The 24,305-nt window shown below is 71.4% G+C and carries 23 protein-coding genes; 15 read left to right on the top strand and 8 right to left on the bottom strand.

The window, feature by feature from the left end; genetic code table 11:
- Positions 1-186 precede the first annotated feature (186 nt).
- The 10 genes from ABZ386_RS15825 (at position 187) to ABZ386_RS15780 (ending at position 8,470) form a co-directional block, all read left to right on the top strand.
- On the top strand, positions 187-1,116 hold the full coding sequence (locus tag ABZ386_RS15825; protein ID WP_114254575.1) for a DUF2520 domain-containing protein: 930 nt from the start codon (positions 187-189) through the stop codon (positions 1,114-1,116).
- Positions 1,113-2,114, top strand: a complete 1,002-nt coding sequence (gene panC / locus ABZ386_RS15820) for a pantoate--beta-alanine ligase (RefSeq protein WP_351339809.1) — start codon at positions 1,113-1,115, stop codon at positions 2,112-2,114. The genes ABZ386_RS15825 and panC overlap by 4 nt, the downstream gene beginning before the upstream one ends.
- Positions 2,111-3,820 carry an L-aspartate oxidase gene (locus ABZ386_RS15815; RefSeq protein ID WP_356668885.1) on the top strand — a complete coding sequence of 570 codons (1,710 nt, stop codon included), beginning with the start codon at positions 2,111-2,113 and terminating at the stop codon, positions 3,818-3,820. The genes panC and ABZ386_RS15815 overlap by 4 nt, the downstream gene beginning before the upstream one ends.
- 5 nt (positions 3,821-3,825) lie before the next feature.
- Positions 3,826-4,800, top strand: a complete 975-nt coding sequence (gene nadC, locus ABZ386_RS15810; protein ID WP_351339814.1) for a carboxylating nicotinate-nucleotide diphosphorylase — start codon at positions 3,826-3,828, stop codon at positions 4,798-4,800.
- A 17-nt stretch (positions 4,801-4,817) separates the two neighbouring features.
- Entirely contained in the window at positions 4,818-5,615 is a 798-nt protein-coding gene (locus ABZ386_RS15805) for a type III pantothenate kinase (protein ID WP_031115868.1), read from the top strand.
- A 102-nt stretch (positions 5,616-5,717) separates the two neighbouring features.
- Positions 5,718-6,380, top strand: a complete 663-nt coding sequence (locus ABZ386_RS15800) for a hypothetical protein (RefSeq protein WP_356668884.1) — start codon at positions 5,718-5,720, stop codon at positions 6,378-6,380.
- A gap of 18 nt (positions 6,381-6,398) precedes the next feature.
- Entirely contained in the window at positions 6,399-6,587 is a 189-nt protein-coding gene (locus ABZ386_RS15795) for a hypothetical protein (RefSeq protein ID WP_114254579.1), read from the top strand.
- Between the two features lie 146 nt (positions 6,588-6,733).
- Positions 6,734-7,273: a BlaI/MecI/CopY family transcriptional regulator gene (locus ABZ386_RS15790; RefSeq protein WP_351339820.1), complete on the top strand. Its 540-nt coding sequence runs from the start codon at positions 6,734-6,736 to the stop codon at positions 7,271-7,273.
- 9 nt (positions 7,274-7,282) lie between these two features.
- Positions 7,283-7,816 carry an amino-acid N-acetyltransferase gene (locus tag ABZ386_RS15785; RefSeq protein ID WP_114254581.1) on the top strand — a complete coding sequence of 178 codons (534 nt, stop codon included), beginning with the start codon at positions 7,283-7,285 and terminating at the stop codon, positions 7,814-7,816.
- Between the two features lie 318 nt (positions 7,817-8,134).
- Entirely contained in the window at positions 8,135-8,470 is a 336-nt protein-coding gene (locus tag ABZ386_RS15780; protein ID WP_010048839.1) for an Lsr2 family protein, read from the top strand.
- 9 nt (positions 8,471-8,479) lie between these two features.
- Here the strand turns inward: ABZ386_RS15780 and ABZ386_RS15775 are convergent, their stop codons facing one another.
- A complete protein-coding gene (locus tag ABZ386_RS15775; protein WP_358964918.1) occupies positions 8,480-9,343 on the bottom strand; it encodes an SCO3374 family protein in 864 nt (287 codons plus the stop codon).
- 441 nt (positions 9,344-9,784) lie between these two features.
- On the opposite strand from ABZ386_RS15775, the gene ABZ386_RS15770 reads away from it, so the two are divergent.
- Positions 9,785-12,310: an ATP-dependent Clp protease ATP-binding subunit gene (locus tag ABZ386_RS15770; RefSeq protein ID WP_114254583.1), complete on the top strand. Its 2,526-nt coding sequence runs from the start codon at positions 9,785-9,787 to the stop codon at positions 12,308-12,310.
- A gap of 66 nt (positions 12,311-12,376) precedes the next feature.
- Here the strand turns inward: ABZ386_RS15770 and ABZ386_RS15765 are convergent, their stop codons facing one another.
- Entirely contained in the window at positions 12,377-15,430 is a 3,054-nt protein-coding gene (locus tag ABZ386_RS15765) for an NACHT domain-containing protein (protein ID WP_358964917.1), read from the bottom strand.
- A gap of 59 nt (positions 15,431-15,489) precedes the next feature.
- Positions 15,490-16,149: an HAD family acid phosphatase gene (locus ABZ386_RS15760; protein ID WP_356527495.1), complete on the bottom strand. Its 660-nt coding sequence runs from the start codon at positions 16,147-16,149 to the stop codon at positions 15,490-15,492.
- Between the two features lie 452 nt (positions 16,150-16,601).
- Between ABZ386_RS15760 and ABZ386_RS15755 the strand changes: the two genes are divergently transcribed.
- Positions 16,602-17,324 (top strand): M23 family metallopeptidase, encoded by a 723-nt coding sequence (locus tag ABZ386_RS15755; RefSeq protein ID WP_114254585.1) that lies wholly within the window; start codon positions 16,602-16,604, stop codon positions 17,322-17,324.
- 25 nt (positions 17,325-17,349) lie between these two features.
- On the opposite strand, the gene ABZ386_RS15750 is transcribed toward ABZ386_RS15755, so the two are convergent.
- Positions 17,350-17,946, bottom strand: coding sequence for a helix-turn-helix domain-containing protein (locus ABZ386_RS15750; protein WP_351339833.1), 597 nt, complete (start codon positions 17,944-17,946; stop codon positions 17,350-17,352).
- 124 nt (positions 17,947-18,070) lie between these two features.
- Here ABZ386_RS15750 and ABZ386_RS15745 point away from each other — a divergent pair, with 124 nt between their 5' ends.
- The 3 genes from ABZ386_RS15745 to ABZ386_RS15735 all read left to right on the top strand — a co-directional run bounded on the left by ABZ386_RS15745 (position 18,071) and on the right by ABZ386_RS15735 (position 20,771).
- Positions 18,071-19,666, top strand: a complete 1,596-nt coding sequence (locus tag ABZ386_RS15745; RefSeq protein ID WP_351339835.1) for an MDR family MFS transporter — start codon at positions 18,071-18,073, stop codon at positions 19,664-19,666.
- Positions 19,667-19,824: 158 nt separating this feature from the next.
- The gene (locus tag ABZ386_RS15740) at positions 19,825-20,262 is read left to right on the top strand and encodes a helix-turn-helix transcriptional regulator (RefSeq protein ID WP_351339937.1); all 438 of its coding nucleotides are present in this window, start codon (positions 19,825-19,827) and stop codon (positions 20,260-20,262) included.
- A 62-nt stretch (positions 20,263-20,324) separates the two neighbouring features.
- Positions 20,325-20,771 (top strand): VOC family protein, encoded by a 447-nt coding sequence (locus ABZ386_RS15735; protein WP_355716636.1) that lies wholly within the window; start codon positions 20,325-20,327, stop codon positions 20,769-20,771.
- A gap of 55 nt (positions 20,772-20,826) precedes the next feature.
- On the opposite strand, the gene cseC is transcribed toward ABZ386_RS15735, so the two are convergent.
- From cseC to ABZ386_RS15715, 4 genes are all read right to left on the bottom strand, one after another.
- Entirely contained in the window at positions 20,827-22,176 is a 1,350-nt protein-coding gene (gene cseC / locus ABZ386_RS15730) for a two-component system sensor histidine kinase CseC (protein WP_351339840.1), read from the bottom strand.
- 9 nt (positions 22,177-22,185) lie between these two features.
- Positions 22,186-22,887, bottom strand: coding sequence for a two-component system response regulator CseB (gene cseB, locus ABZ386_RS15725; protein ID WP_114254590.1), 702 nt, complete (start codon positions 22,885-22,887; stop codon positions 22,186-22,188).
- Between the two features lie 135 nt (positions 22,888-23,022).
- A complete protein-coding gene (locus tag ABZ386_RS15720; RefSeq protein WP_351339939.1) occupies positions 23,023-23,622 on the bottom strand; it encodes a hypothetical protein in 600 nt (199 codons plus the stop codon).
- Between the two features lie 47 nt (positions 23,623-23,669).
- Positions 23,670-24,209 (bottom strand): SigE family RNA polymerase sigma factor, encoded by a 540-nt coding sequence (locus ABZ386_RS15715; protein WP_010048809.1) that lies wholly within the window; start codon positions 24,207-24,209, stop codon positions 23,670-23,672.
- Between the last annotated feature and the right edge of the window lie 96 nt (positions 24,210-24,305).

Genomic DNA, 24,305 nt, shown 5'->3' with positions numbered 1-24,305 from the left:
TCAGTCATGGCCCGGATCCTCCCCCGCGCGCGTGCCGCCGGGCACCCGCATTTCGAACGCCGTCCGGAAACGCGCATGGGCATGCACACCCTGTGGACAACCGAACGCCCCTCGAACCGATCGCGTTAACATGACGAGAAATCGTCCGGTACCCGGAGCGGACTGGAACGGGAAGGCCGCCGTCGAGTGAACACAACCCCACAGCCAGACCCCAAGGACCGCCCCGCGCGGCTCACCGTCGGCGTCGTCGGCGCCGGCCGCGTGGGACCCGCACTGGCCGCGTCCCTCCAGCTCGCCGGGCACCGCCCGGTCGCCGTCTCCGCGGTCTCCGACGCCTCCCGGCGCCGGGCCGCGCAACTGCTGCCCGACGTGCCGCTGATGCCGCCCGCCGAGGTCCTCCAGCGGTCCGACCTGGTCCTGCTCACGGTCCCGGACGACGCCCTGCCCGACCTGGTCGCGGGCCTCGCCGACACCGGCTCCGTCCGCCCGGGACAGCTGCTCGTCCACACCTCGGGGCGGTACGGCGCGCGGGTCCTCGACCCCGCCCTGCGCGCGGGCGCCCTGCCGCTCGCCCTGCACCCCGCCATGACCTTCACCGGCACGCCCGTGGACGTCCAGCGGCTGGCCGGCTGCTCCTTCGGCGTCACCGCGCCCGAGGAACTGCGCCTGGCCGCAGAGGCCCTCGTCATCGAGATGGGCGGCGAGCCCGAGTGGATCTCCGAGGAGAACCGGCCGCTCTACCACGCCGCCCTCGCGCTCGGCGCCAACCACCTGGTCACCCTGGTCGCCCAGTCCATGGAGCTGCTGAGCGCGGCCGGCGTCGCGGCCCCCGACCGGATGCTCGGCCCGCTGCTCGGCGCCGCCCTGGACAACGCCCTGCGCTCCGGCGACGCGGCCCTCACCGGCCCGGTCGCGCGCGGCGACGCGGGCACGGTCGCCGCGCACGTCACGGAGCTGCGCCGGCACGCCCCGCAGACCGTCGCCGGCTACCTGGCGATGGCCCGCGCCACCGCCGACCGGGCCCTGGCCCGGGGCCTGCTGAAGCCCGAGCTCGCCGAGGACCTCCTCGGGGTACTCGCCCACGGGACCGACGGCACCGAAGGGGACGCCCGATGACCACCACCCTGCTGCGCACCGCCGGCGAACTGCACGCACGCGCGCGTACGGGCCGCCGCGCCGTGGTGATGACCATGGGCGCGCTGCACGAGGGCCACGCCACGCTGATCCGCACCGCGCGCCGCCTGGCCGGCCGCGAGGGCGAGGTCGTCGTCACCGTCTTCGTCAACCCGCTGCAGTTCGGCGCGGGCGAGGACCTCGACCGCTATCCGCGCACCCTGGACGCCGACGTCAAGCTCGCCGAACAGTCGGGCGCGGACGTCGTGTTCGCCCCCGCCGTCGACGAGGTCTACCCGGGCGGCGAGCCCCAGGTCCGCATCACCGCCGGCCCCATGGGCGAGCGCCTGGAGGGCGCCTCCCGCCCCGGCCACTTCGACGGCATGCTCACGGTCGTCGCCAAGCTGCTGCACCTCACCCGCCCCGACGTCGCCCTGTACGGCCAGAAGGACGCCCAGCAGCTCGCCCTGATCCGCCGCATGGTGCGGGACCTGAACTTCGGCGTGGAGATCGTCGGCGTCCCCACCGTCCGCGAGGAGGACGGCCTGGCCCTGTCCAGCCGCAACCGCTACCTCTCGCCCGCCGAGCGGCGCACCGCCCTCGCGCTGTCCCGGGCGCTGTTCGCGGGCCAGGACCGGCACGCCGCGCAGGAGGCGCTGCGCGCCCGGGCCCGTGAAGTGCCCGCCACACGCGCGCGTGCCGAGGCCCTCAGCGCCATCGGCGAGTCCCGCGCGGCGGCCGACGCGCACGCCGTGGCCACGGCCGTCCCGGGCGGCCCCGCCGCCGTCCGCGCGGCCGCCCGGCAGGTCCTGGACGAGGCCGCCCGCCTCGAACCGCCGCTCGACCTGGACTACCTCGCCCTGGTCGACCCGTCCGACTTCACCGAGATCGGCGACGACTTCACCGGCGAGGCGGTCCTGGCCGTCGCCGCCCGGGTCGGGACGACCCGGCTGATCGACAACATCCCCCTCACCTTCGGAACCCTCGGAGCCGCCTCGTGACCACCACAGGCATACGACTGCACGCGCCCGCCCCCGGGTGGTCCATCGCCGCGGACGTGGTCGTCGTCGGCTCCGGCGTCGCCGGCCTGACCGCGGCCCTGCGCTGCGAGGCCGCGGGCCTGCGCACCGTCGTGGTCACCAAGGCCCGCCTCGACGACGGCTCCACCCGCTGGGCCCAGGGCGGCATCGCCGCGGCCCTCGGCGAGGGCGACACCCCCGAGCAGCACCTGGACGACACGCTGGTCGCGGGCGCGGGCCTGTGCGACGAGGAAGCGGTCCGCATCCTCGTCACCGAGGGCCCCGACGCCGTCCGCCGCCTCATCGAGACCGGCGCCCAGTTCGACGAGTCCTCCGAGGGCGGCCTGGAACTCACCCGCGAGGGCGGCCACCACCGCCGCCGCATCGCCCACGCCGGCGGCGACGCCACCGGCGCCGAGATCTCCCGCGCCCTGGTCGAGGCGGTACGCGCGCGCGGGATGCGCACCATCGAGAACGCGCTCGTCCTGGACCTCCTCACGGACGCCGAGGGCCACACCGCCGGCGTCACCCTGCACGTCATGGGCGAGGGCCAGCACGACGGCGTCGGAGCGGTCCACGCCCCGGCGGTGGTCCTGGCGACCGGCGGCATGGGCCAGGTCTTCTCCGCGACCACCAACCCCTCGGTCTCGACCGGCGACGGCGTCGCCCTGGCCCTGCGCGCGGGCGCCGAGGTCAGCGACCTGGAGTTCGTCCAGTTCCACCCGACCGTCCTGTTCCTGGGCCAGGACGCCGAGGGCCAGCAGCCCCTGGTCTCCGAGGCCGTGCGCGGCGAGGGCGCCCACCTCGTGGACGCCGACGGCGTGCGCTTCATGCTCGGGCAGCACGAACTCGCCGAACTCGCGCCCCGGGACATCGTCGCCAAGGGCATCCTGCGCCGCATGCAGGAGCAGGACGCCGAGCACATGTACCTCGACGCCCGGCACTTCGGCGCCGACATGTGGGAACACCGCTTCCCGACGATCCTGGCCGCCTGCCGCGCCCACGGCATCGACCCGGTCACCGAGCCCATCCCGGTCGCCCCGGCCGCCCACTACGCCTCGGGCGGCGTCCGCACCGACTCCCACGGCCGTACGACCGTGCCCGGCCTGTACGCGTGCGGCGAGGTCGCCTGCACCGGCGTGCACGGCGCCAACCGCCTGGCCTCCAACTCCCTCCTGGAGGGCCTGGTCTACGCCGAGCGCATCGCGGCCGACATCGCGGCGGGCGGCCTCCACGCGCGCGTGCCGCAGCCCCTGCCCCACCCGGAGACCCCCGAGCACCCCCTGCAGACCCCGGAGGCCCGCTTCACGATCCAGCGGATCATGACGAACGGGGCCGGTGTCCTGCGTTCGGCGGAGTCCCTCGGCCAGGCCGCCGACCGGCTCCAGCAGCTCCACACCGACGCCCGCGACGCCCTCGCCGAGAACGGCAAGACCGCCGAGCCCGGCGTCGACACCTGGGAGGCCACCAACCTCCTGTGCGTGGCCCGCGTCCTCGTCGCCGCCGCCCTGCTGCGCGAGGAGACCCGGGGCTGCCACTGGCGCGAGGACCGCCCCGAGCGCGACGACACGACCTGGCGCCGCCACATCGTCGTGAAGCTGAACCCCGACCGGACGCTGGCCGTGCACACCACGGACACCACAAACTTCCCTACGACCACCCCGCCCCAGGCCCCCCAGGAGCAGTGACCGACGTGAGCACCCCCGACCTTCCCCTCGCCTCGTCCGGAGGCTGCGGCGACGGCTGCGCCTGCGGCGCGGACGACGAGGCGTACCTCGAGTGCGGCCTGGACCCCGCGCTCGCCCAGCTCCTGGCCGACGCCGGCCTCGACCCCGTCGAGGTCGAGGACATCGCCAACGTGGCCGTCCAGGAGGACCTGGCCCACGGCGTGGACGTCACGACCGTCGCCACGATCCCCGAGGACGCGGTCGCCACCGCCGACTTCACCGCCCGCGAGGCGGGCGTCGTGGCCGGCCTGCGCGTCGCCGAAGCCGTCCTCTCGGTGGTCTGCGAGGAGGAACTGGCGATCGAGCGCCACGCCGAGGACGGCGACCGCGTCGAGGCGGGCCAGAAGCTCCTGTCGGTCACCACCCGCACCCGCGACCTGCTCACGGCCGAGCGCAGCGCGCTGAACATCCTGTGCCGCCTGTCGGGCATCGCGACGGCCACGCGCGCGTGGGCGGACGTCCTGGAGGGCACGAAGGCCAAGGTCCGCGACACCCGCAAGACCACCCCCGGCCTGCGCAGCCTGGAGAAGTACGCGGTCCGCTGCGGCGGCGGCGTCAACCACCGCATGTCCCTCTCGGACGCGGCCCTCGTCAAGGACAACCACGTGGTCGCCGCGGGCGGCGTCGCCCAGGCGTTCCGGGCGGTCCGCGAACGCTTCCCGGACGTCCCCATCGAGGTCGAGGTCGACACCCTGCACCAGCTCCGCGAGGTCCTGGACGCGGGCGCCGACCTGATCCTGCTGGACAACTTCACGCCGGGCGAGTGCGCGGAGGCCGTCGCGATCGTCGAGGGCCGCGCCGCCCTGGAGGCATCCGGCCGCCTCACCCTCGACAACGCCAAGGCCTACGCCGACACCGGCGTCGACTACCTGGCCGTCGGGGCACTCACCCACTCCTCGCCGATCCTGGACATCGGCCTGGACCTGCGGCCGGCGGAATAGGGGAGCGGGTACGGGCCATGCTGCTGACGATCGACGTAGGAAACACCCACACCGTCCTCGGCCTGTTCGACGGCGAGGACATCGTCGAACACTGGCGCATCTCCACGGACGCGCGCCGCACCGCCGACGAGCTGGCGGTCCTCCTCCAGGGCCTGATGGGCATGCACCCGCTCCTCGGCGACGAACTGGGCGACGGCATCGACGGCATCGCCATCTGCGCCACCGTCCCCTCGGTCCTGCACGAGCTGCGCGAGGTGACGCGCCGCTACTACGGCGACGTCCCCGCGGTCCTCGTCGAACCGGGCGTCAAGACGGGCGTCCCGATCCTCATGGACAACCCCAAGGAGGTCGGCGCGGACCGCATCATCAACGCGGTGGCGGCGGTCGAGCTCTACGGCGGCCCCGCGATCGTCGTCGACTTCGGCACGGCGACCACGTTCGACGCGGTCAGCGCGCGCGGCGAGTACGTGGGCGGGGTCATCGCCCCCGGCATCGAGATCTCCGTCGAGGCCCTCGGCGTCCGCGGCGCCCAGCTCCGCAAGATCGAGGTGGCCCGGCCGCGCAGCGTCATCGGCAAGAACACGGTCGAGGCGATGCAGTCCGGCATCATCTACGGCTTCGCCGGCCAGGTCGACGGCGTCGTCAACCGCGTGGCCCGCGAACTGGCCGAGGACCCCGACGACGTCACCGTCATCGCGACGGGCGGCCTGGCCCCGATGGTCCTGGGCGAGTCGTCGGTCATCGACGAGCACGAGCCGTGGCTGACGCTGATCGGCCTGCGGCTGGTCTACGAGCGGAACGTGTCGCGCATGTGAGCGGTGCGGGGTGTGGCACCGGCGGCCGCCCACCCGAGTGGTCCCCCACGCCACACCCGCCCCCTATGTCGAAATTGTCTGATTAGCGCGTATCGTCGCCGCATGCCCACGCCATACGGATCCCGCGGCGGCATGGCGTTCGGCGTGGAGGAGCTGCGTGTGCTCCGCCGCGCTCTCGCCCTCGCCCTCCACCCCACCTCCGCCTCGTCCGACGACCTCCAGGACTGCCTCCGCCTCGCAGAGTCGCTCGACGAGGCGATGCGGGAGGGAGCCAGGCTGCGTGCCTTCCTCGTGGCCGACCTCGGCCGGTACCGCGCCGCCCTCCCCGGCACCGTCGCCGGCTACCTCGCACTCCTGGACGAGGCCCTGGGCGCCGGATACCGCCCTGATACCGACGACCTCGCCGCCCTGCGCGCCCTGCGCGGCAACCCCACCGCGGCGGCCCTCCTGGAGCGCTGCGCGGTCGCCTGCCTCGCCGGCCCCGTGGCCACCCCCACCGTCCCCGCCTCCCGCACCCGCCTCCACGCCCTCCCCGGAGGCCGCTCGGGAGTCCGGAGCCCCGCCATGGACACCCCCGAGAAGCAGCCCGAGAAGAAGCCCGAACGCAAGCCGGCAGCCCCGAAGCCCAGCCCCAAGCCCGCCCCGGCCCCCGCCCCGGGCACGCCGAAGCCCAGCCGCCCGATCCCCACCCCGGGCGAGGTCTTCCCGCGCCGCAAACCCGCCCCGCCGCCCCCGGCGAACCCCCAGCAGCTCGCCGCGGGCTGACGTGGCTACCCTGGATCCATGGACTACGTCTCCGCGCTCCTGCCCCCGGTCGTCATGGCCGTCTTCTTCATCGGCGTGATCCGGGTGATCGTGAAGACACAGGGCGGCGCCAACAAGGCCAAGGAGGACGCGGCCGTCGACGCCGCCCTCGCCCGCGCGGAGGGCGCCCCCGGGTCCGCCGCGACCAGCCCCAAGGCAGACGCCTGACCCCACCCCGCCGACGGCGTACGACTCCGCGAGGCCGCCCCGCCGCAGCCCGCGCTTTCGAGTCGTACGCCCTTTTTGTTCCCGTTCGTCGGTGAAGCGCACGTCCGTCACGCCATTGCCGAGATCTCCCACTATTGTTCTGAGCTGTGCCTCGTCCATTGGGAGAACTCGAAGACGCGGTCATGTCGCGGGTCTGGAAGTGGAACCGCCCCGTGACCGTTCGAGAAGTCCTGGAAGATCTTCAGAAGGAGCGGTCCATCGCCTACACCACGGTGATGACCGTTTTGGACAATCTCCATCAGAAGGGCTGGGTGCGCCGCGAGGCCGAAGGCCGCGCCTATCGATATGAGGCGGTCTCCACACGCGCCGCCTACGCCGCCGCCCTGATGAACGACGCCTGGTCGCAGAGCGACAACCCCGCCGCCGCTCTCGTCGCCTTCTTCGGCATGATGAGCGAGGAACAGCGCCAGGCTCTCAGCGATGCCGTACGCATCGTCCAGGGCCCGGAAACCCAAGAACCGACCGAACCGTCGGAATCCGCTCGCCCGGCGGAACGGCCGGAACGCGCGGAACCCGCGGAAGGCGTGGAAGGCGGCACACCCGCAGCAGAAGGCGACGCACCCGCAGAAGCCGGGGAAGGCTCCCCGGAGAACCCCGCCTCCGCACAGGACCGCGACGGGCGATAGCGTCCGCTCATGCCCGCGAAGAGCCCCGAAGCCACCGCAAAAGCCATCACCGTCCGACGGGCCCGCACCAGCGATGTCCCGGCCGTGCGCCGCCTCCTTGACGCCTACGTCCGCGGCGGGATCCTGCTCGACAAAGCGACGGTGACGCTTTACGAGGACATCCAGGAGTTCTGGGTCGCGGAACGCGACGACAACGCCGAGGTCGTCGGCTGCGGCGCCCTGCACGTGATGTGGGAAGACCTCGCGGAAGTCCGCACTCTCGCGGTGAAGCCCGGCCTGAAGGGCGCGGGCGTCGGACACCGGTTGCTGGAGAAGTTGCTGCACACCGCCCGCTGGCTCGGCGTTCGCCGCGTTTTCTGCCTGACCTTCGAAGTCGACTTCTTCAGCAAGCACGGCTTCGTGGAGATCGGCGAGACCCCCGTCGACACGGATGTCTACGCGGAGCTGCTGCGTTCCTATGACGAGGGCGTCGCGGAGTTCCTCGGTCTCGAACGAGTGAAACCGAACACCTTGGGCAACAGCCGGATGCTTCTGCATCTGTGATCGCCGGGACGGACACAACAGGACGGACACAAGACGACCACAAGCCCCGCCTGAAGGCGGTCGCAAGTCAGTCGCAAGAGTGTCCGCCCGGTTCGTCGAGACATATTCCGCGGCGCCGCCCCTGCCCCGGTGCCCTATGTCCGAAACGCGCACGTTTCCGGGCGGAGGGAGGGCTACCGGTCTCTGCCGGGGGTTTGTGTTTTTCCGGCAAAAGCGGTTTGCTTTCCGAGGTACTGCAGTACTGCATATAACAGGGGACGGCGATACGGCGGACGCCGGCACACCCCGGCCCTGAAGATATCGATGAAAGGAAATCCGGTGGCACAGAAGGTTCAGGTCCTTCTTGTCGACGACCTCGACGGTGGCGAGGCGGACGAGACCGTGACGTTCGCGCTGGACGGCAAGACGTACGAGATCGATCTCACCACTGCCAATGCGGACAAGCTCCGCGGCCTTCTCGAGCCTTACGTGAAGGGCGGTCGTCGTACCGGAGGCCGTGCTTCGGGCGGGCGCGGAAAGGCGCGCGCGGCTTCGAGCGGCAGCCAGGACACCGCGGCCATCCGCGCCTGGGCGAAGGAGAACGGCTACGAGGTCAACGACCGCGGCCGTGTTCCCGCGACCATCCGCGAGGCCTACGAGAAGGCCAACGGCTGAACAGCGGCACTACCGACCCTGCGCACGCGAGGCCGGTGGCTGGGCGCCCGCGCGCCGCAGCCGGATCCGGTGGCACCACGTGGCCACCGTGTCCACCAGCCGTACGAGATCCGGGGCGTCCCCAGCGCCCCCCAAGGCCGACAGCGTCGGCAGCGAGGCCTCGACCTCGCACCCCGGCTCGGGGGGCCGCAGCCACACAGCGGCCCCCTGGGAACCGAATCGGCCCGGGGGAAGCGGCCGGCCGGCGCACGGGCCGGGCCCGGGGGACGGTGACGGACCGGCTCCGGTCACGGACCGCGCCGCCCTGTCGGGGTGCGGCTCCGCGTCCACCCCGGGCGGCAGCTGAGCGCCTTTCTCGGCCACCAGGCCACTTCCAGGACGCTCGGTCGCCAGACCACTCCCAGGGTGCTCGGCCAGCACGCCATTCCCAGGACGCTCGGTCGTCAGGCCGCTCCCAGGACGCTCGCCCGCCCCGGTCGGCAGTGGCGCGTCCATGAAGCCCTGCGGGCCGATCGCCCCCAGGTCGAGCGCGAGGCCTCCCCACTCCAGCCACTCCAGCAGTCCGGGCAGCTCCTCCGCGCTGCCCGCGGCCACCAGCAGCAGCATCCGGTCGCCCCGCACGGCCACCGGTGAACCCCGCCCCAGGCGCCCCAGCGCGGCGTGGCCCGCCTCGGCCGGCACGTCGAGGACGTCGAAGCGCACCCCCACCACCAGCCGCAGCGGATCGCCGGGCACCGTCGGCCAGCCCAGTTCGTTCTCGTACCACCGCCGGAGCCGCCCGCTGGCGTCGGGACCCACCGGGCCGGGCGGCCGGCGGGGGAGCGGGACGGCCCGGGACGCGGACGGGAGCACGGGGGGAGAGGCGCTGAACATGCCAAGTGCAACCGCCGGAAGGACGTGCGGGTTACGCTGATGGAACGCTGCGTAGTGGAGTGAGTGCACAGAGTGGCGAAAGGGGGGCGTGAGAGGGGTGCGCGGAGGCGCAAGGTTGTTCGCCCGTAGCGGAGGGAACGGGGGCGCTCGGCATGGACTTCCGGTCCGTGCGGGTAAGACATCCCTAGTGGGAGGGGGCGACACGCAGGAAAGGACGTCTCACGTTCGCCATCGGCGTACTGGCGAGTGGGGTATCTGCCTGGCCTGCGGGAACATCGTCTCGCACCATCGGGTTGGAGCAGATGTCGGCGTTCGGGGTCAGGAGGCCAAGGACGGTGTCGGCAGTTGGAATGAGCGGTCCCCGCTTGCGGGACTAAGCTGCGGAAGGACAGGGAGGGGAAGTTCCCCCCACTGCCTGACCGCTCTGAGGAGCGATTAACGATGTTCGAGAGGTTCACCGACCGCGCGCGGCGGGTTGTCGTCCTGGCTCAGGAAGAAGCCCGGATGCTCAACCACAACTACATCGGCACTGAACACATCCTCCTGGGCCTGATCCACGAGGGTGAAGGTGTCGCCGCCAAGGCCCTTGAGAGCCTCGGGATTTCGCTCGAGGCGGTCCGCCAGCAGGTGGAGGAGATCATCGGCCAGGGCCAGCAGGCCCCGTCCGGGCACATCCCCTTCACCCCCCGTGCCAAGAAGGTCCTGGAGCTGTCGCTCCGCGAGGCCCTTCAGCTGGGCCACAACTACATCGGCACGGAGCACATCCTGCTCGGCCTGATCCGCGAGGGCGAGGGCGTCGCCGCCCAGGTCCTGGTCAAGCTGGGCGCAGATCTGAACCGCGTGCGGCAGCAGGTGATCCAGCTGCTCTCCGGTTACCAGGGCAAGGAGACCGCCACCGCCGGCGGTCCTGCCGAGGGCACGCCCTCCACGTCCCTGGTCCTCGACCAGTTCGGCCGGAACCTCACCCAGGCCGCTCGTGAGTCCAAGCTCGACCCGGTCATCGGGCGCGAGAAGGAGATCGAGCGGGTCATGCAGGTGCTGTCCCGCCGTACGAAGAACAACCCGGTGCTGATCGGTGAGCCCGGCGTCGGCAAGACCGCCGTCGTCGAGGGCCTCGCCCAGGCCATCGTCAAGGGCGAGGTGCCCGAGACCCTCAAGGACAAGCACCTCTACACCCTGGACCTCGGCGCCCTGGTCGCCGGCTCCCGCTACCGCGGTGACTTCGAGGAGCGCCTGAAGAAGGTGCTCAAGGAGATCCGCACCCGCGGCGACATCATCCTGTTCATCGACGAGCTGCACACGCTGGTCGGTGCGGGTGCCGCCGAGGGCGCCATCGACGCCGCGAGCATCCTCAAGCCGATGCTGGCACGTGGTGAGCTGCAGACCATCGGTGCGACGACGCTGGACGAGTACCGCAAGCACCTGGAGAAGGACGCGGCCCTGGAGCGCCGCTTCCAGCCCATCCAGGTCGCCGAGCCGTCCCTGCCGCACACGATCGAGATCCTCAAGGGTCTCCGTGACCGGTACGAGGCCCACCACCGCGTCTCCATCACCGACGAGGCGCTGGTCCAGGCCGCCACCCTGGCCGACCGGTACATCTCGGACCGCTTCCTGCCGGACAAGGCGATCGACCTGATCGACGAGGCCGGTTCCCGGATGCGCATCCGCCGGATGACCGCGCCGCCGGACCTGCGCGAGTTCGACGAGAAGATCGCCGGCGTCCGCCGGGACAAGGAGTCCGCGATCGACTCGCAGGACTTCGAGAAGGCCGCCTCCCTGCGCGACAAGGAGAAGCAGCTCCTCGCCGCCAAGGCCAAGCGGGAGAAGGAGTGGAAGGCCGGCGACATGGACGTCGTCGCCGAGGTCGACGGCGAGCTGATCGCCGAGGTCCTCGCGACCGCCACCGGCATCCCGGTCTTCAAGCTCACCGAGGAGGAGTCCTCGCGCCTGCTGCGCATGGAGGAGGAGCTCCACAAGCGGGTCATCGGCCAGAACGACGCCGTCAAGGCGCTGTCGAAGGCGATCCGCCGTACGCGTGCCGGTCTGAAGGACCCCAAGCGCCCCGGCGGCTCGTTCATCTTCGCCGGCCCGTCCGGTGTCGGTAAGACCGAGCTGTCCAAGGCGCTCGCCGAGTTCCTCTTCGGCGACGAGGACGCGCTGATCTCCCTCGACATGTCGGAGTTCAGCGAGAAGCACACGGTGTCGCGGCTCTTCGGTTCGCCCCCCGGCTACGTGGGCTACGAGGAGGGCGGCCAGCTGACCGAGAAGGTGCGGCGCAAGCCGTTCTCGGTGGTCCTCTTCGACGAGGTCGAGAAGGCCCACCCGGACATCTTCAACTCGTTGCTGCAGATCCTGGAGGACGGTCGCCTGACCGACTCCCAGGGCCGGGTCGTGGACTTCAAGAACACGGTCATCATCATGACGACCAACCTCGGCACCCGGGACATCTCCAAGGGCTTCAACCTGGGCTTCGCGGCCTCGGGTGACACGAAGACCAACTACGAGCGCATGAAGAACAAGGTCCAGGACGAGCTCAAGCAGCACTTCCGGCCCGAGTTCCTCAACCGTGTCGACGACGTGGTCGTCTTCCCGCAGCTCAGCCAGGACGACATCCTCCAGATCGTCGACCTGATGATCGGCAAGGTGGACGAGCGCCTGAAGGACCGGGACATGGGCATCGAGCTCTCCCAGTCCGCCAAGGAGCTGCTGTCCAAGAAGGGCTACGACCCCGTGCTGGGTGCCCGGCCGCTGCGCCGCACCATCCAGCGCGAGATCGAGGACTCGCTGTCGGAGAAGATCCTCTTCGGCGAGCTCCGCCCCGGCCACATCGTGGTCGTGGACACGGAGGGCGAGGGCGAGGCCAAGACCTTCACCTTCCGCGGCGAGGAGAAGTCGGCCCTGCCCGACGTCCCGCCGATCGAGCAGGCGGCCGGCGGCACGGGTCCGAACCTGAGCAAGGACGCGTAAGCGTCACGGCCGAGTGAGAGGGGCCGGTGCCTTCCGGGGCACCGGCCCCTTTTCCGTGTCCGGGGTTCAGATGCGGATGATCTCGGCGGTGGGGAAGATCTCGGCGTAGGGGGCGAGGGACTGCTCGCTGTCGAGCGTGGCGATGCCCAGGGTGCGCAGCCCGGGCAGGCGGGAGCTGAGGAGACGCAGCGCTTCCGGGGGTGGCGAGTACGCGAGAATCCGAAGGTTCCAGATGCCGGGCAGTTCCGGCATGGCGTCGTGAGCGTAGGTCTCGCCGTAGAGGGACAGCTGCGTGAGCTCGGGGAGGGCGGCCACCTCGGACCAGTCCTCGGCGCTCAGGCGCTGCCGACCGGACACACCGAACGTGAGCGACCGGAGCGTGGGCCACCGGCTCAGGCCGCGCAGCCCTGTCGAGCGGATGGAATTGAAGCCCAGGATGAGATTCCGCAGGGGCGCCTCGGTGGGGAGGGTGCGGGTGAGGCAGTCCCCCGGAAGCTGTTGGTCGATCGAGAGCTGGGTGAGCAGGCGCAGTGTCCTTAGCCCGGTAAGGTCCGCCCTCACGCTGGACAGGACCAGACCGGTGAGCGGAAGCTCCGCCAGCGGTGAGAGGCCTACCGCATCGGAGCAGCGCTGGAGCCACAGACCGGTCAGGGACGGGAACGCCAGTAGCTCCCCCAGGTGGCCGAGGCTCGGGTTGTCCCGCAGGTCCAGCTGGCGGACCTCGGCGGGCTCCGGGACGCAGTCGAGGAGTTCGGTCGCGGTCAGCGGGCCGTCGAACCTCAGCCACCGCCAGGGGCGCATCAGCCGGAGCGCCGCCCGCTGCTCGGCCGACTCGCAGTTCAGGAAGAGGCCGCCCCGCTCCAGGTGGTCGAGCACCTCGACCGCGTACTCGCGGGTGTCGAAGCGGCTCCAGGTGCCCACCAGCTGGCGTCGTACGTCGAGATCCGGATGCTCGCGGAAGCGGCGCAGCACCGCGAACGCGCCCTCGTCCTCCTTGGCTCCGAGGAGCGAGGCGGTGACGACGACGCCGTGGGCCTCCTTGGCGGTCAGCCCTTCCGGCCCGGGCAGCAGCTCCAGGACCAGCGGCCCGGCTTCCGCCAGAGCCTTCGCCTCCGGCGTCGTACGCGGCGGAATGAGCGCCCCGGCCCGTTCCTCCACCTCCCCCCGTACTCCAGGGTCCAGGGCCGCCGCGTGCTCCAGGCACGCCAGCGCCAGGAGGGTCAGCCGCGGGGTGTCCTCGGCCAGTAGCCGGCGGAGCAGCGTCGCCCGCTCCCGGGGGCGGGCGTGCGCGACCGCCATGCGGATCACGTCGTCCCAGAGGCTGTCGCCCGCGTGGCCGGCCAGGACGTCCAGGTGCCCCTCCTCGACCGCGTACCGGGCGCCCAGGTAGTCCTGGAACGTGCGGTGGACGAAGTCGACGACGCCCTCGCCGGGGCGGCGGAGCAGGCCGCTGCGGAGCAGGAGTGTGTGCAGGACCGCCCCCGCGTCGCCCTGGCCCGACGCCGGCGCGATGGCCGGCAGGCAGCGGGCCACGATGCCCTCCGCCGTCTCCAGGTCCATCTCGGTACGGCTGCTCAGCACCAGCGCGTAGGCCAGGCGCTGGAGCAGCTCCAGCTGGGCCTCCTCACCCAGCTCGACCCCGTCCACCGCGCCCATGCCCCGCTCCCGGTCGCGGCGCGCGAGCAGCATCCCGAGGGCGGCGTCGTACAGCTCCTTGCGGCCGGTGGGGAGGTAGCCCCGCCGCTCCCGGTGCAGGGCGCAGATCAACCCGCACATCAGGGGGTTGGTGGCGAGGCGGGCCAGGTCGCGTTTGGTGCGCAGGGCGTCCAGGAGCTGCGTCTCGTACTCGGGCGCCTGGGCCGCCGCGTGCCAGCGGTGCACGAACGTCGTCACATCGGCGCGGCGCATCGGGGTGAGGGTCAGTTCCCGGAAGCCCTCGGTGGCCAGCCAGTCGGGGCGTACGGCCGTGGGGCGGGAGGTCAGCAGCCAGTGGTTGCCGGGGAAGGCGTGGATCAGGGCCAGCAGCCAGTCGCGGGCGCGGTGCCGGTCGGCGGCGGGGATCTCGTCCAGACCGTCGACGAGGACCAGGCCCCGGCCGGCGGTCAGGACGCGCTCGGCCCAGCCCTCGGGCGGGGTGAGCGGGCAGCCCACCGCCGTGAGGAAGGTGGACGGTGCCGGGAGCGCGCCCGCGCGGATCAGCGTGCGCAGGGGGAGGACGAACGGGATGCGAGCCCCGTCCCGGGCGGCGGTCACCGCCAGCCATTGCACCAGGGTGGTCTTGCCGGAGCCGGCGTCACCGCGCAGCATGACGCGGTCGTGGCTGCCGAGGGCCTCCTCGGCGGGCAGCCGGACGGTGGCGGTCGCGGCGGCTGCTTGCTCGCCCGGCGGCGCATCGGGTACGGCGGTCTGCTCGCCGCCCGTCGCCTCCAGGCTGAGGTAGGCGACTTCCAGGGGCCAGCGGTCGGGGGAGTCTCGCAGGTCGATGCCGTAGATGGTGATGTGGTTGTGGCGCTCGGCTACGTACGGCAGGTAGCGGCGTTCGAAGGCGCCGTCCCGGGCGCCCGGGCGGGGCGTGCGGGTGATCAGCTCGTCGATCTTGGCGATCAGTTCCGCCTGGGCCTGGGTCTGCTCGACGAGGGTGCGGGCGACGAAGGTGGAGCGGCGGGTGAAGAACTCCAGGATGTTCAGGCACGCCCAGTCGGTCGTGTGGTCGAGGAAGTGACAGGAGTCGGCGGACAGGCCGTCGGGTGCGGAGGCCGCGTAGTGGAGCTTCCTGGCCAGCTCGCGGTGGCCGAGGCGGACCGCCTGGACGTCGTCCATGTCGAGGTCGCCGAGGGCGAGCAGCCTGCGGGCCAGGGTGTCGGTGACGGCGATCCGCTCGTCGGCCGGGAAGGGCGGCTCGCCCGGGGAGTCCACCGCCTGCGCCACGATCCGCTCGGCGAGCTTGTGCACGTCCGGCTCGGTCAGGGTGCGCTTCTCGCCCCGGAAGGACACGAGAGCGGACAGGCGTACGGGCTTGTCGACCAGGCCCGCTCCCGGTCCGTCCGGGCGGAAGAGCTTCTTCAGCAGCGGGCCGACCAGCGCGGACGCCAGTTTGCCGCCGAGTACCGTCGGATCCAAACCGCCTCACCCCCGTGATCGCGCGAACGGGGGTGAGACTACCCGGAGTTGGGGACGGGTCAGGAGAGCTGGCCGTCGTAGTCCGGCAGCTTGTACGTCTTCTCGGCGTGGCCGCCCGAGAGGTCGGTGGCGCTGTTGCCGATGTTCGCGATGATCGTGTAGCCCTTCTTCTCGACGTCGACGCGCTGGGCCGTCTTGTACTCGGCGACGTTCTTGAAGAGGTCGATGAAGTTGCGGACGTAGAGGCCGGAGACCTGGTAGCCAGCCTGCTTCAGGTTGTACTCGGTGAACGACTGGATGATGTCCGGGCGGGCGGTCACGAAGAACAGGGCGACGCCGCGCTCCTGGGCGTATCTGGCGACCTCCAGGACCGGCTTGTTGGCCGGCTGCGGGTAGCTGAAGCCGAAGTCGGTCTCCAGCGCGGTGTTGTCGATGTCGAGGACGATCGCCTGCTTCTCGCCGGGCTTCGCGGCCGCTATGCGCTGCTTCAGGTAGGGCAGCGCCTGGTCCATCACCGCCTGGCAGTCCTTCTGCCAGGTGGCGTAGTCGACGGCGGCGGCCGTGCTGGTGGCGGTGGTGGCCGCCGTGGAGGCCTGGGCGGTCGCCGTGGAGGCCTGGGCGGTGGTCGTGGCGTCGGCCGGTGCGGCCATCGCCACGAGGGCCGCCGCCGAGACGGCGGTCACCGAGGCGCGGCGCAACCAGGGGCGTCGGGTCTGCAGTCGGGTCTGCATGTCGTGGGGGTCCTCTCACGTCCGTGACGCTGCCAACATGTCGTGTGCATGTTCGTGCGCGAGGGTGGCGCGAGGGGAACCGTAGGGTTACTGGACGGTAGGCGCCTAGAGGCGTGCGCCACATTTCCGGAATGGCCGAAGAGGGGCCCCGGTGACATGGCGCACAGGCGATATGTCCGTTACTAGGCGGAATAGTGCTGAAGGGGCCGGGAGGAAAGGGATTCTCGCCCGGCGTTGCCGGGTGAAGTGCAGGGCAGTGGGCTGATTCGTCCCGAATGAGCGCTGTGTCAAGAGACATAGAACACTGAACGAAATTACTAACTTCTGTCGTAGATCACGCTTTTGGGAGTTTGTCGGACTTCGGGTTACCAAGGGATGGCCATTCGGCGAGCGACTGCGCGCCGGGTGGTTTTCTCCGTCCCCTTCCCCATGAGGTTTCGATGTCCCAGCGCGTCACGTCCCGTTCCTCCCGTACGTCCCAGCTCCGCACCCGTGCGACCGTGCTGGCCGCCGGCCTCGGTGTCTCGGTCGCACTGGGAGCCGGGGTCGCGTCCGCCGCCGACACCACGGCCGCGTCCGGTGCGGCCACCGCCGTCCAGGCGCAGGCCGCCGCCCAGGCCAAGGCCGCCGAGGCCGCGAAGGCCAAGGCCGAGAAGGCCGCGCAGGCTGCCAAGGCCGCCGCGGCGAAGAAGGCGGCCGAGAAGAAGGCCGCCGCCAAGAAGGCCGCCGCGAAGAAGGCCAAGCCGTCCTGGGTCGACCCGGTGAAGAAGTACAAGCTCTCCGCGAGCTTCGCCCAGAACGGCGGCATGTGGCAGTCCACCCACAGCGGCCAGGACTTCGCCGTCCCGAGCGGCACCCAGGTCGTCGCCGCGCACGGCGGCACGGTGGTCAAGGCCGGCGGCAACGGCGCCGGTGACGGCCCCGCGTACGGCAACGCCGTCGTGATCAAGCACGGCAACGGCACGTACTCGCAGTACGCCCACCTGTCGAAGGTGAAGGTGCGGATCGGCCAGATCGTCAAGACCGGCCAGGAGATCGCCCGGTCCGGCAACACCGGCAACTCGAGCGGCCCGCACCTGCACTTCGAGATCCGTACGACCCCGAACTACGGCTCGGCGGTCGACCCGGTGAAGTTCCTGCGCGCCAAGGGCGTGAAGGTCTGACCCGGCCCCGCGCCCCCCGGGTCCGCTAGGAGCCCCTGGTTCCCCGGTGGGCCTGGGTCACCAGGTCCGTGGCGACCTCGAGGACGGCCTTGTTCCGTTCCTCGGGGTCGTCTCCCACGTCCTGGAGCAGGAACATCCCGGCGTGCAGCGTGAAGATCGCGCTGGCGCAGCGGACCTGGTCGACCAGGTCCGCGTCCGGGTCGACGATGATCTCGCGCAGGCTGTGCACGCGCGCCTTGAAGGACTCGCCGATCCGCAGGTCCCGTACCGACGCCTGGTTGTCGTGCATGAAACGGAACAGCGGTGCCGCCTGGGCGAGCGTGTCGGCGTAGCGGCGGATGATCTCCTGCTTGGTCTCCAGCGTGTGCGGCTGGCGCCGGCCCCAGTCGATCAGGTCCTCGATCGGCTGCGTGAGGTCCTCGAAGATGCTGACGAGGATCTCTTCCTTGGTCTTGAAGTGGTAGTAGAGCGCCGCCTTGGTGACGTCCAGGCGCTCGGCGATCTCGCGCAGGGACGTCTTCTCGTAGCCCTGCTCCGCGAAGAGGTCGAGGGCCACGTCCTGGATGCGCCGGCGGGTGTCCCCGCGGCGCCGCTGCCTGGTGCCGTCCATGGTGCCGCCCATCCTCCTACGCCGCCCGCTTTCCATAAAACTTACTTGACGCCCGGCTAGTTCCGCGGCTAGCTTCCCGAGTGTAGTCACTAGCCGGTCGGCAAGTAAGTAGCGGTAGCTGGGGAGTGGGGAAACCATGGCGGACACGACGGACACACCGGCGGTCGGCGCCGACACCGGGGGGAAACAGCCGAAGAGCGTGCGGGTCGTGCTGCTCGCGCTCATGATCGCGATGATGCTCGCGATGCTCGACAACATGATCATCGGTACGGCGATGCCGACGATCGTGGGCGAGCTGGGCGGCCTCGAACACCTCTCCTGGGTCGTCACGTCCTACACCCTGGCCACCGCCGCCTCGACCCCGCTGTGGGGCAAGCTCGGCGACATGTACGGCCGCAAGGGCACGTTCATGTCCTCCATCGTGCTGTTCCTGATCGGTTCGGCGCTCAGCGGCATGGCCCAGAACATGGGCGAGCTGATCGGTTTCCGGGCCGTGCAGGGCCTCGGCGCCGGCGGTCTGATGGTCGGCGTCATGGCGATCATCGGCGACCTGATCCCGCCCCGGGAGCGCGGCAAGTACCAGGGCATGATGGCCGGCGTCATGGCGCTGGCGATGATCGGCGGCCCGCTGGTCGGCGGCACGATCACGGACAACTGGGGCTGGCGCTGGGCGTTCTACATCAACCTGCCGCTCGGAGCGGTCGCACTGGTCGCCGTCAGCGCCGTGCTGCACCTGCCGAAGAAGCGGGCCGAGGCCAGCATCGACTACCTGGGCGCCGCGCTGCTGACCGTCGGCATCACCGCGATCGTGCTCGTCACCACCTGGGGCGGCACGGAGTACGCCTGGAGCTCCGCGCGGATCATGGAGCTGATCGGCATCGGCGTCGCCGCGCTCGTCGGGTTCGTGTTCTGGCAGACCAGGGCCGCCGAGCCGGTGCTGCCGCTGCACATCTTCCGCAGCCGCAACTTCACGCTGATGTCGGTCATCGGCTTCATCACCGGCTTCGTGATGTTCGGCGCCACGCTGTTCCTGCCGCTGTACCAGCAGTCCGTGCAGGGCGCCTCCGCGACGAACTCGGGGCTGCTGCTCCTGCCGATGCTGGGCGCGATGCTCGTCACGTCCATGGTCGCCGGCCGGGTCACCACGAACACCGGCAAGTACAAGGTGTTCCCGGTGCTCGGCAGCGCGCTGATGATCGTCGGGCTCTACCTCCTGTCCACCATGGACACGGGCACCTCGCGGTTCACCTCCGGGGTCTTCATGGCCGTGGTCGGGCTCGGCATGGGCTGCCTGATGCAGATCACCATGCTCGTCGCGCAGAACAGCGTGGAGATGAAGGACATGGGCGTCGCCTCCTCGTCCACCACGCTCTTCCGCACCCTCGGTTCCTCCTTCGGCGTCGCGATCATGGGCGCGCTGTTCAACAGCCGCGTCCAGGACGTCATGTCCGAGCGGGCCGGGGCGCTGGGCTCCAAGGTGACCGAGCAGTCGGCGCAGCTCGACGCGGCGAGCCTCGCCAAGCTGCCGGCGCTGGCCCGCGAGGCCTACCAGCACGCGGTCTCCGCCGGCACGCACTCGGCGTTCCTGCTCGGGGCCGTGGTGGCGGTGGTGTCGCTGGCGGCCGCCGTGTTCGTCAAGGAGGTGCCGCTGCGGGGAGCGGGGCCGAAGACGGCGGACGAGGACCGCGCGGACGGCCCGGCGGCGCAGACGCCGGTGGTCGAGGCCGTCTGACCGGACCGTGAGAAGCCCCCGGGGTGTCCGCCCCGGGGGCTTCGCCCTGCCCGGCCGCACCGGGCCCGGCTGCCGGCTTCCCGCTGTCGGACCCCCGCTGCCGGATCGGTCGGACCCCACTGTCAGACCCCCGTGCCACCATCGGTCGCATGGACAAGATGCGGCAGGTGCGGCGCGCCAAGGACGCCATGGACCGGGACTGGGCCGACCCCGAGCTCGACCTGGACACCGTCGCCGCGCACGCCGGGTACTCGCGCTACCACTTCATCCGCGCCTTCAAGGAGGCGTACGGCGAGACCCCCGGCCAGTACCTCACGCACCGCCGCATAGACCGCGCCGAGGACCTGCTGCGCACGGCGAACCTCTCGGTGACGGAGATCTGCCACCTGGTCGGCTTCAGCAGCGTGGGCACGTTCTCGGCGCGCTTCAAGGCCTGGACCGGGCTGACACCGAGCGAGTACCGGCACCAGCACGTGGGCCGCGGAGCCGCGCTGATACCCGGCTGCTACGCCATGCTCTGGGCGGGCGGCTTCCGCACCCCACCCGGGCCCGGGGCCGGGCCGGGACAGCAGCGCAATTCCGGAGAAGCGGGCTGACACCCCCGCTGCCTACGGTGGCAGGACACGCACGAACCGGCCGCGAGCAGCAGGAGCACGCCATGATCAAGGGTCTCGCCATCTCGACCGTCTGGGTCCTCGACCAGGACCGCGCCAAGGAGTTCTACACCCAGAAACTGGGCCTGGAGGTCCGTACGGACATGACCATGGGCGAGGGCGGCATGCGCTGGCTCACGGTCGGCTCGCCGAACCAGCCCGACGTGGAGCTGACGCTGATGGTGCCCGGCGGCCCCGCGATGGACCCCGAGTCGGCCGAGATGCTCCGCAAGCTGGTGACCAAGGGGGCGCTCGGCGCGGGCGTGCTGACCACCGACGACATCCACGGCGACTACAAGAAGCTCAAGGACCGCGGCGTGGAGTTCCTCCAGGAGCCGCAGGAGCGCCCGTACGGCACGGAGGCGCTGTTCCGCGACGACTCCGGCAACTGGTTCTCGTTCACCCAGCCCCGCGAGGGCGGCCTCGACATGGACCAGGACTGGACCTGCTGACCGGGACTGGACCTGCTGACCGGGACGGCCTCCGGCGCCTGATCGGGGCGGCGGTCTACGACCCCGGCAGCATCGGATAGCTCCCCGTGTTCGTCGGCGCGTGCTCCGGCAGCCACAGCACCGCCACCGCGCCCTCGGCGGGCACCTCCTCCGGCGCGCCCGGCGTGCGGACGTTGCGGAAGGTGAGCCGGGCGCCCAGTACCCGGGCCTGCCCGGCCGCGATGGTCAGGCCGAGGCCGTGACCGTGGCCGGCCCGGTCCCTGCTGCCGGTGCGGAAGCGGCTCGGCCCCTCGGCGAGCAGGTCCTCCGGGAAGCCGGGGCCGTGGTCGCGGACGCGGATGACCCGGCCCTCGACGGTGACCTCGATGGGCGGCTTGCCGTGCCGGGCCGCGTTGGCGAGGAGGTTGAACAGCACCCGCTCCAGGCGCCGCGGGTCGGTGGTCACCTCCGACTCGTGCACGATCCGCACCTCGACGTCCGGGTCCTTGGCCGCCACCCGCCGGGCGACGAACTCGCCCAGCATGATGTCCTGCAGCTCCGCCCGCTCCGAGGCCCCGTCCAGCCGGGCCACCTCCAGCACGTCCTCCACGAGCGTGCGCATGGCCTTGGCCCGGTCCAGCACCAGCTCGGTCGGCCGGCCGGGCGGCAGCAGCTCGGCGGCGGTCAGCAGCCCCGTCACCGGGGTGCGCAGCTCGTGCGCGATGTCGGCGGTGACCCGCCGCTCGGCCTCGATCCGCTGCCGCAGCGCGTCCGCCATGGCGTCCACCGCGCTCGCCAGGTCGTCGGTCTCGTCCCGGACGACCCCGCCCATGGCGTCCCGCACGCGGACGTCCGTCTCGCCGCCCGCGAGCTGGTTGGCCGCGACGGCCGCCTTGCGCAGCCGCCGTGAGAGGTGCCCGCCGATGAGCACCCCGAGGGCGCTGCCGCCGAGGACGACGGCGATGGAGCCGATCACCAGGGCCTGGTCGAGATCCTTCAGGATGTCCGAGCTGCGGTCCGTGAAGCCCGAGTGCAGGGACATCACATGCCCGTTCTTCAGCGGCACGGCGGCCCATATGTCGGGCGCGTCACCCGGCCGGTCGGCCACGTACGTCGCCCGCTGCCCCGCCTCGACCCGGTCCCGCAGCGCCGCCGGCAGATCGGGGTCGTCGATCTTGGTGTTGGGGAAGTTGATCCGCCCGGACAGCTCGTAGTTGCGCTGGGCGATGATGATGCGCTCGTCGGCGAGGTCCCGGGCGTTGTCCAGCATCGACACCCGCGCGGCGTTGTGCACGACCAGGCTCAGCGCGACCGCCACCAGCGCCCCGACCAGCGCGATGGCCGCGCTCAGCTTCCATCTGAGGCCCGTGCGGATGCCCGCGCGCTCCAAGCCCGTGGCGACCAGGCGCCGGAAATGCCCCCTCATAACCCCTGCTCAGGCCTTCAACTTGTAGCCGAAGCCGCGGACCGTCTCGATACGGTCCTGGCCGATCTTCTGCCGCAGCCGCTGCACGTGCACGTCGACGACCCGGGTGTCCCCGCCCCAGCCGTAGTCCCACACCCGCTCCAGCAGCTTGTCGCGGGACAGGACCGTGCCCGGCGCCGAGGAGAACTCCAGCAGCAGCCGCATCTCGGTCGGCGTCAGCGCCACCGGCTGCCCGGCCCGGCGGACCTCCATGCCCTCGGTGTCGACCTCCAGCTCCCCGAAGGTCAGCACCCCGCCGCTCGCCGGGGCGGCCTGCTCCTCGCCCCGGCCGCCGCCCGCGTGCCCGAACCGGCGCAGCACCGCGCGGATCCGGGCGACCAGGACGGCACCGTCGAACGGCTTGGTCACGTAGTCGTCGGCGCCCGCCTCCAGGCCCAGTACGACGTCGATGGAGTCGGCCCGCGCCGACAGCATGATCACCGGCACGGTCGACTCGTCCCGGATCCGGCGGCACAGGCTGACCCCGTCGAGGCCGGGCACCATGACGTCCAGCAGCGCGATGTCGGGGCGGTCCCGGCGGAACGCCTCCAGGCCCGACAGGCCGTCGGGCATGGCGGTGACCGCGAAGCCGTCCCGTTCCAGGGCGAGCTGCGTGGCCTCGCGGATGACGTCGTCGTCCTCGACGAACAGGACGTGGGTCTGGTCTGCCATCCCGGTGCTCTCAGTCCTCGTGTGATCCGTGGGGTGCGTGGGGTGCGTTCTCTCTGCTGGGACGCACGGTCCGTGCGACGCGTTCACCGGGGAATCGTTCCGAGCGGCCCGACCGGTTCACGCGGCCCGGCCCGTTCAGCTCGCGGGCACCGGCGACGCGCTGTCGCCGACGACCTTCCCGTAGTCGTTGTGCGTGCGGTACTCCTCGGTGAACCGGCCGGAGGCCCACCGGTACGTGATCACGTTCTCCCCGGAGGGACTCGACACCGGGTCGCCCTTCTCGTACACCTGCTTCGTCACCACCAGGTCGCCGCGGTCGATCTCCGCGTAGACCGGAGGTTCCTCCGCCTTGAACACATTCTTGTACGAGCCGTCCTGCTCGCGATACACGTAACTGCCCACACCCACCGCGTCACCGCAGGTCAGCACGTTGACGACGACATCGTCGGCCGAGCCGCCGGTGAGGTTGCCGTAGGAGACGTCGACGGGGTACTCGTCGGCGACGCACGGCTTGAGGTCGCGCTTCACCTCGGGTGCGACCTCGGGGTCGTCCTTGACGAGCCGGACCGCGTTCACCGCGTCGGGCGTCTTCGACGGCGCGGCGGACGGCGTGCCGGCGGCACCCGCCACCGAGTCCGAGTCCGTGTGCGCCGGGCCCTCGTCACGCGCGCCGGTGCCGCCGGCGGCGCACGAGGACGCGAAAAGGGCGAGGGCGGCGAACACGGCCAGTGCCATGATCACCGCCTGGATGCCGCCCCGGTTCCCCGCGGAACCCTCGCCGGTCAGGCCGCGCACCGCTCCCGCTCCTCACGCTCCAGCGCGCGTGCGTCGAGATCGCGGGACTCCAGCTCCTCGCGGAGCCGGGCGAGCGCCCGGTGCAGCGTGCTCTTGACCGTTCCGGCCGACATGCCGAGGGCGGCGGCCGTCTCCTCCGTGGACATCTGCTCCCAGTGTCGCAGCACCACGACACTGCGCTGCTTCGGGGCGAGCACCTTCAGCACGTCCATCAGCAGGGCGCGGTCGGCGTGCTGCTCGGTGGAGTCGTCGACCGAGGCGTCCGGGAGCTGCTCGGTCGGGACCTCCTCCAGCTTGCGGGCCCGCCACCACTCCGTCCGGGTGTTGATCATGACCCGGCGCAGGTAGGCGTCCGCCAGCCGCTTGTCCTCGATGGTCTCCCAGCGGCCGTACGTGCGGACCAGCGCCGTCTGCAGCAGGTCCTGCGCGTCCGTCGGGTCCGGGACCAGGCGGCGGGCACTGCGCAGCAGCGCGTCCTGCCGGGTGCGCACGTACTCCTCGAACTCGAGCACCTCGCCCTGCGCCATGTGCAACCGCCTCCATCCCCGTATACCGGCGCGTCCTGCCGCCGGGTTCCGCTGTCCCTGATGACGGAGAAGAAGCTACGGAGGCGTTGTCACGGC

This window comes from Streptomyces sp. NPDC006140, assembly GCF_040628815.1.
In the GTDB taxonomy this organism is placed as follows: Bacteria; Actinomycetota; Actinomycetes; order Streptomycetales; family Streptomycetaceae; genus Streptomyces.
The sequence above is the reverse complement of the archived record's forward strand: the minus strand, read 5'-3'. Positions and strand labels throughout refer to the sequence as shown.